6 protein-coding genes are annotated in these 6,000 nt (G+C 45.2%); 1 reads left to right on the top strand and 5 read right to left on the bottom strand.

Going from position 1 to position 6,000, the window contains the following annotated elements:
* The 5 genes from Q0502_RS01900 to Q0502_RS01880 all read right to left on the bottom strand — a co-directional run.
* Positions 1-694: NAD-dependent epimerase/dehydratase family protein (locus Q0502_RS01900; protein WP_298646456.1), on the bottom strand; the 694-nt coding region annotated here is incomplete at its 3' end.
* Between the two features lie 10 nt (positions 695-704).
* A complete protein-coding gene (locus tag Q0502_RS01895) occupies positions 705-2,255 on the bottom strand; it encodes a dolichyl-phosphate-mannose--protein mannosyltransferase (protein ID WP_298646455.1) in 1,551 nt (516 codons plus the stop codon).
* A 103-nt stretch (positions 2,256-2,358) separates the two neighbouring features.
* Positions 2,359-2,997 carry a lipid-A-disaccharide synthase N-terminal domain-containing protein gene (locus tag Q0502_RS01890; RefSeq protein WP_298646453.1) on the bottom strand — a complete coding sequence of 213 codons (639 nt, stop codon included), beginning with the start codon at positions 2,995-2,997 and terminating at the stop codon, positions 2,359-2,361.
* A 3-nt stretch (positions 2,998-3,000) separates the two neighbouring features.
* Complete coding sequence (locus Q0502_RS01885) at positions 3,001-3,738, bottom strand: glycosyltransferase family 2 protein (protein ID WP_298646451.1); 738 nt, start codon at positions 3,736-3,738, stop codon at positions 3,001-3,003.
* A 21-nt stretch (positions 3,739-3,759) separates the two neighbouring features.
* The gene (locus Q0502_RS01880) at positions 3,760-4,860 is read right to left on the bottom strand and encodes an MBL fold metallo-hydrolase (RefSeq protein ID WP_298646449.1); all 1,101 of its coding nucleotides are present in this window, start codon (positions 4,858-4,860) and stop codon (positions 3,760-3,762) included.
* Positions 4,861-5,145: 285 nt separating this feature from the next.
* Here Q0502_RS01880 and erm point away from each other — a divergent pair, with 285 nt between their 5' ends.
* Entirely contained in the window at positions 5,146-5,946 is an 801-nt protein-coding gene (gene erm, locus Q0502_RS01875) for a 23S ribosomal RNA methyltransferase Erm (RefSeq protein ID WP_298646447.1), read from the top strand.
* Positions 5,947-6,000 lie beyond the last annotated feature (54 nt).

Below are 6,000 nucleotides of genomic sequence, written 5' to 3'. Positions count from 1 at the left end.
CCCGTTGCATTTTTCCGCTATTGAATACCTTGATGGGTCTCCCTTCCGTAACGGCCGACATAAACAGCCAGGGCGCCATGTCGGGGCGTCCCCAGGGGCCGTAAACCGTGAAAAAGCGGATACCGGTAGCCGGCAGTCCGTAGAGTTTGCTATACGCGTACGCCAGCAGTTCATTGGCTTTTTTTGTTGCGGCGTAGAGGCTCACGGGGTGGTCGGTCCGGGCCGATTCTTTGTAAGGGGTGGGGGTATCGTTTCCATACACACTGCTGGAACTGGCATAGAGCAGGTGCCGGACGGGGTAGGAGCGGCATGCTTCCAGCAGGTGGGTAAATCCTACTATATTGGAGTTGATATACGACAATGGATTCTCGAGGGAATATCTGACCCCTGCCTGCGCAGCAAAATGGAGGACGTCCGTGAATCGCTCGTCACGGAAGAGCGTGAAAAGTCCTTGGGCATCTGTCAGATCGAGCCGGATAAAGCGGTAGGTAGGGTATTTATTGCTCTGTACCCATTCACCCTCTTTTATTTTTTTCCGTGCTATACCTGTTTCGGCCAGACGGGCATATTTCAGGTGGACATCGTAATAGGCGTTGATATTATCGAGCCCGGCCACATCATATCCCTGCCGGAGCAATTCCCGTACGACGTGAAAACCGATAAATCCGGCAGCGCCGGTGACCAATATCTTCATATTCATTCGATTAAAAAACAACAATAAGGTAAGGACCGGTTTTATATTGCTCTTTGCCTGATATAGCAAATTGAATCCGGCTGTTATTCAACAGTGCTTTCTCAGGTAACAGGAGCAGTTGACCGGATAGGGCGCCGTTCAGTATATCCTCTTTGGAAGCGACCATAGCTTCTTTTTCCAGAAAAACATCCATACTTCCGGCCCGTGAAATTTTATATACATAATATTCGGAAGCTCTTTTCTCTTCGGCTATCCGTACCGCCTCCTTACATAATTTGCTCCATCCTATATAAGGATTCAGTTGCGGCATGGCCCATCCGGCGATAAAGACCGTCAATAAAAGGGTGAAAGCCATCACACGGATAGATGGGCGGAGTGCTTTTTGCCGGAACAGCAGGTATAAGACCACTAATCCGCCGAGGGAGGTGGCGGCTGCCGCGGCATAGACCAGCGGTACAGCAATATAAGAAAGTTCATCGATTCCCGCCATATAGAAAACAGCCGGCAGGGCTGCCACGAAAACCAGTGCGGGGATAGCTACGGAAAACCGCAACCAGCTGTTTTTTTCATCGAATTTGTCGAGCAGCATGGCCGGGAGATAGATAAAGAACGGTATGGCGGGAAGCAGATACACCGCCAGTTTAGAGCTGATCAGCGATAACATGAAGAAGGTCGTCAGGATAATGGTAAGGAAAAACTTCTCAGTTTCCGTTTGGATCTTCTTCCGAATCACTCCCGCTATGATCAGCCCTATGGATAAGAACATCCAGGGCGCCAGCGAATACCAGATCGCGATGGTGTAATAATAAATGGGCAGCTGGTGATGAAAAGCATTGACCCCTCGTCCCACTGTTTGATACACTAACAGGTTGTGCAGGTATGCATCTCCTGCTTCCATATACACCCCGGCGAACCAGATACCGCACCCCAGCAGGAGTATCAGCCAGCTCTTCCAGCCCCAATACTGTTTCCATGTACGGATTTTACCCCGATACAGCAGGAACAGCAGTGTGGAAAGCAGCGGAACCAGTATGCCGACAGGCCCCTTCGAGAAAAGAGCCAGGAAGACATAGAGGGGAAACAGGTAAGCGTCCCCTTTCTTCGCCTCTCCCCGGTAGATTTTAAAGAAAGTATAGAATGAGAGAGTGATGAACATGACCATCAGCATATCCATACGTATGGTGATGGCAAGTCCCAAAAACAGTCCGCCGGTCATCAGCATCAGTAAAGCGTCGGGTTGGGGTCCGGAAGGTTTTTCTTTTCTCACCCATTTTTCCATTGTCATCAGTACCACCAGGGCGGGCACAAACGATAAGAGTGACAGAAACCACATCCGGTGGCTGCCCAGCAAGGCTTTTCCGGCCATCATCAGCCAGAAGCTGAGGGGCGGCTTATCCGCATAGATTTCGCCATCCAGCGTGAAGGTGAAAAAGTTGCCGTTGCGCAAAGCTTCATCAATAATGCTGAGGTAGCGCAGCTCGTTGTTGGGAGTGTAGTCCCGCAGGATCATGACCGGAAGCAGCGCTATGAACCAAAACAAGTAAAGGTATTTAGTCTTCATCCGATTATTTAAAATTTCAAATTCAAGATTTCAAAATCATTAAATCAATCACTTCTCCACTTTCGACTTCTTTTCTTATAACATCATTATTCACATTGGCATATTAACTCATTATTTTTTTTGCTTGTAAACCGATCATGATGTTGCGGACATAAGCTACGAAACCTACCGATTGTCCCAATATAAGGACAGGGTCGAGACGGAAGATACCGTAAGCGACGATGATGCCCGATCCCAGCAGGCTGATGATCCAGAAACCGATTGGTAACACTGATCGGTGACGATGGGCCGAGTAGATCCATTGATAGATGAACCGGAATGTGAACAGCACCTGGCCGGCTGAACCGAAAATCAGCAACCAGAGAGGGATATCTTTCTGCCGGAAGAAAATGGCGGTAAAGACATCCATATCGCGCATCAGGAAAGCCGCGGCCATAACCGGGGTCAATAAAAGAAGGGTTTTTAACACCACGTTCAGCCGCTTCCAGATACCCTGTATATTGAGATTCCACAGATAAATGTAGTAAGCGAGGAATTGTCCGAATATAATGGCAAAATCATTTCTCAACACCCCGTAGATAAAAAGCAGATAGGAACCGAAAATACTCAGTATCCAGAATGCGGGAGGAGAAATTATTTTTTTCGCTTTTTCGGTAACAATCCATTGGTAGAGTATCCGGGCCGAGAAAAAGGCCTGTGCTAAAAAACCAATCGCATAAATCCAACTCGCTGTTCCCTGCATAGATCAACCTAAATTGCTGTTGTTCACCTGATAATTGATATAGCGTTTTTTCATCCACCGGTAGGCGAAACAGTCGATAAAAGGGCCGGTGAGACGGTTCCACAAGTGATATTTCGATTTTCCCGCCATACGGGGGTAATGGCGTACGGGGATTTGTTGTATTCTGCCGTTCTGCAACAGAATGAGTGCCGGAAGGAACCGGTGCATTCCGTTGAACATCGGTACACGTTTGGCATATACAGTATGCATCACTTTCAGCGGGCATCCCGTATCAGATACCCCGTCGCCGGTCATCATCCGCCGGTATCCGTTGGCAATTTTCGATTGCAGGTTCTTGAAGAATGAGTCTTTACGATCGGCGCGTATGCCGGTCACCAATTCATAATCGACCAGATGGGGGAGCAACAGGTTGAAGTCGTCAGTATCGGTCTGCATATCGGCATCCATATAACCCACAAATTCTGAAAAACAGTAATCGAATCCGGCTTTCAAAGCAGCACTCAATCCGCCGTTCTCTTTCATGTCGAGATAGAAAAAATGAGGATTCCGTTCGCAAATACTGTGTATTCTTTCTCCGCTGCCATCGGTGGAACCGTCGTTGACAAACAGCACACAGGCAGGGCAGAGGGACCGGGGTAAGAAGTGCTGTAGTTTTTCTTCTAATCGGCCGATGTTCTCTACTTCATTATAAACCGGGACTATAATGGTAAATACATATCGATTTGTGGCATTTTCTTCCATTACATAAACGATGATCAACTTTCAATTAATTCCTTCCCACCATTTGCTGAAAACCTGTGTCGTGTCGTTCAGATAGACAATTTCACCGATCTTAGGCGTTACCAAAGGTAAACGATCCCCCTTATCATTCAGTTCAGTAATGGTTTTTAACGGTTCGTCCCAGGGGTGATGGGCTAATCTGAATTTAGAGGAATGAACGGGAAACAGGCGTTTTGCTTTCAGATCCTTTGCCGCTTTCAACCCTTCTTCGGGTAAAAGATGGATGGCTCTCCATGCCTGGTTATACTGACCGTTCTCCAGAAGCGCCAAATCAAATCCGCCGAATTTTTCCCCGATTTCGGCAAAATGGGTGTCGTATCCACCGTCGCCGCCGAGATATAATTTCAAGCCATCCGTCTGAAGGATGAACGCCAGCCAAAGGGTATTGTTCCTTGAAAAACTTCTGCCTGAAAAGTGGCGTGCAGGTGCGGTGTACAAGGTGAAGTTATCGGAAATGGGCATGCTTTCGTTCCAGTCTTTTTCGGTGATCCTTTCCGGATCGAATTTCCAGTATTCAAAATGTGCACCTACCCCCAAACCGCAGACAATATGCCTGACCTTGGGTTTCAGTTTCATTATTGTCGCATAATCCAGATGGTCGTAATGGTCGTGTGTGATGAGCAAATAGTCAATTTCAGGCATATCATCAGCCGAATATACATCTGTCCCGGTGAATGATTTATTGGAATTGGGTATCGGTGAAGCATTGCCACTGAAAACGGGATCGATCAGAAACCGTTTTCCCTCGAGTTGAATAAAATAAGAGGAGTGACCGAACCAGACCAGTACATTTTCGTGGATAGACAGGTCTTTCAGATCGGTCTTTACGGACGGGATTTCGTCAACGGGTCTTGTCCGCGGGAATTTCTTAAAAAGAAAATTAAAAAAAATCTTCACCGGGGAATGATCTTCGGTGAAATTGGGTGTGAGATGGATATTCTGGAATTGTCCATCTTTGTAATTCGGGGATTTATACAGTTGTTCGAGCCGTTCCCCGCCTGGCGCTTTTCCGAATTTCGGTTGCCGTATATAGAAGAATATTGCCGTGATCAATAGCAATACGGCGCTTACAAGGATTATCATTATTCGTTTTATCAATTGCATAGCATTAAAAAACTATCTACTATCAAAGGTATCAGTTTTTAAAGAAAATCATATACATTTGCAAGAATAAATATACACATTATGTATTTCAGCAGACCCTGGACCAATATCTGAGTGATAGACAGTCCTGAGAATAGTCTTTGTTTTGCTGTGTCTTTCTTTTAAGTTAAGACAACGCAGTTTTGTTATTTCTGCCGGATAATACTGTCTGTCACTTTTCTGTGATTCCTCTTCAGTGCAGTATTCATCCAAAAGAAATGTACAATGAAAAAAAACAAAGTGCCTGTAAGGTTTACAGGACAACACTTTACTGTGGACAGCGGTTTGATCAAAGATTCTATCCGATTAGCCGAAATACAAAAAAATGATCTGGTTTTGGATATTGGTGCAGGAAAGGGATTCCTGACGGTCCATCTGGTCAGGCATTCCGAAAATGTGATAGCCATTGAAAATGATCCCCGCCTGGTTGCAAAATTAAGATCGAAGTTTGCTCTCAACAAAAATCTTACTATTATTGAATCGGATTTCAGGACGTTTTCAATCCCTCAAAGACGTTTTAAAGTGGTTTCCAATATCCCTTACGGTATTACGTCGCACATACTTAGATCGTTGATGTTCCATAATGTGGAATTTTTTGTAAAAGGCAGCCTGGTAATGCAATTACAATCTGCTCAAAAACTCTTTCAGAGAAATATTTTCAATCCTTACGTGGTGTTTTACCACACGTTTTTTGATTTGAGACTGGTCTATACTGTTCCTCCGGACAGTTTTATGCCGCCGCCAACAGTTCAGTCGGCCTTGGTGAAGATAAGCAAAAAACAATCTCCTCGTATAAGTATTGGGATGAAAGAAAAATATTTTGATTTCCTTTGCTTTATATTGAAATTTCCCGATTTACCCGTGCGTACGGCTCTAAAGAAAATATTCAGAAAACGACAAATAAGAGAACTTTCTGAGAGATATGGTTTGAATCCGGATGAGGCGGTTACCCACCTGTCTTCCGAACAATTTTCAAACTGTTTTATAGAGATGTTAAAAGTCGCTCCTGGACAAATTCCATCCTAAAAAATGATTTCTGCAATGTATATCTTTCAAACAACATTTGTACTCGCTGAATGA

Source organism: uncultured Proteiniphilum sp. (genome assembly GCF_937873925.1).
In the GTDB taxonomy this organism is placed as follows: Bacteria; Bacteroidota; Bacteroidia; order Bacteroidales; family Dysgonomonadaceae; genus Proteiniphilum.
Note: the sequence above shows the minus strand (reverse complement) of the source record. Positions and strands in the feature narration are given on the sequence as shown.

What these genes read in the sequence shown, in the direction of transcription:
- Q0502_RS01890 (WP_298646453.1), bottom strand. Translation starts at nt 2,997, where the DNA reads ATGCAGGGAACAGCGAGTTGGATTTATGCGATTGGTTTTTTAGCACAG.
- Q0502_RS01895 (WP_298646455.1), bottom strand. Translation starts at nt 2,255, where the DNA reads ATGAAGACTAAATACCTTTACTTGTTTTGGTTCATAGCGCTGCTTCCG.
- erm (WP_298646447.1), top strand. Translation starts at nt 5,146, where the DNA reads ATGAAAAAAAACAAAGTGCCTGTAAGGTTTACAGGACAACACTTTACT.
- Q0502_RS01880 (WP_298646449.1), bottom strand. Translation starts at nt 4,860, where the DNA reads ATGATAATCCTTGTAAGCGCCGTATTGCTATTGATCACGGCAATATTC.
- Q0502_RS01885 (WP_298646451.1), bottom strand. Translation starts at nt 3,738, where the DNA reads ATGGAAGAAAATGCCACAAATCGATATGTATTTACCATTATAGTCCCG.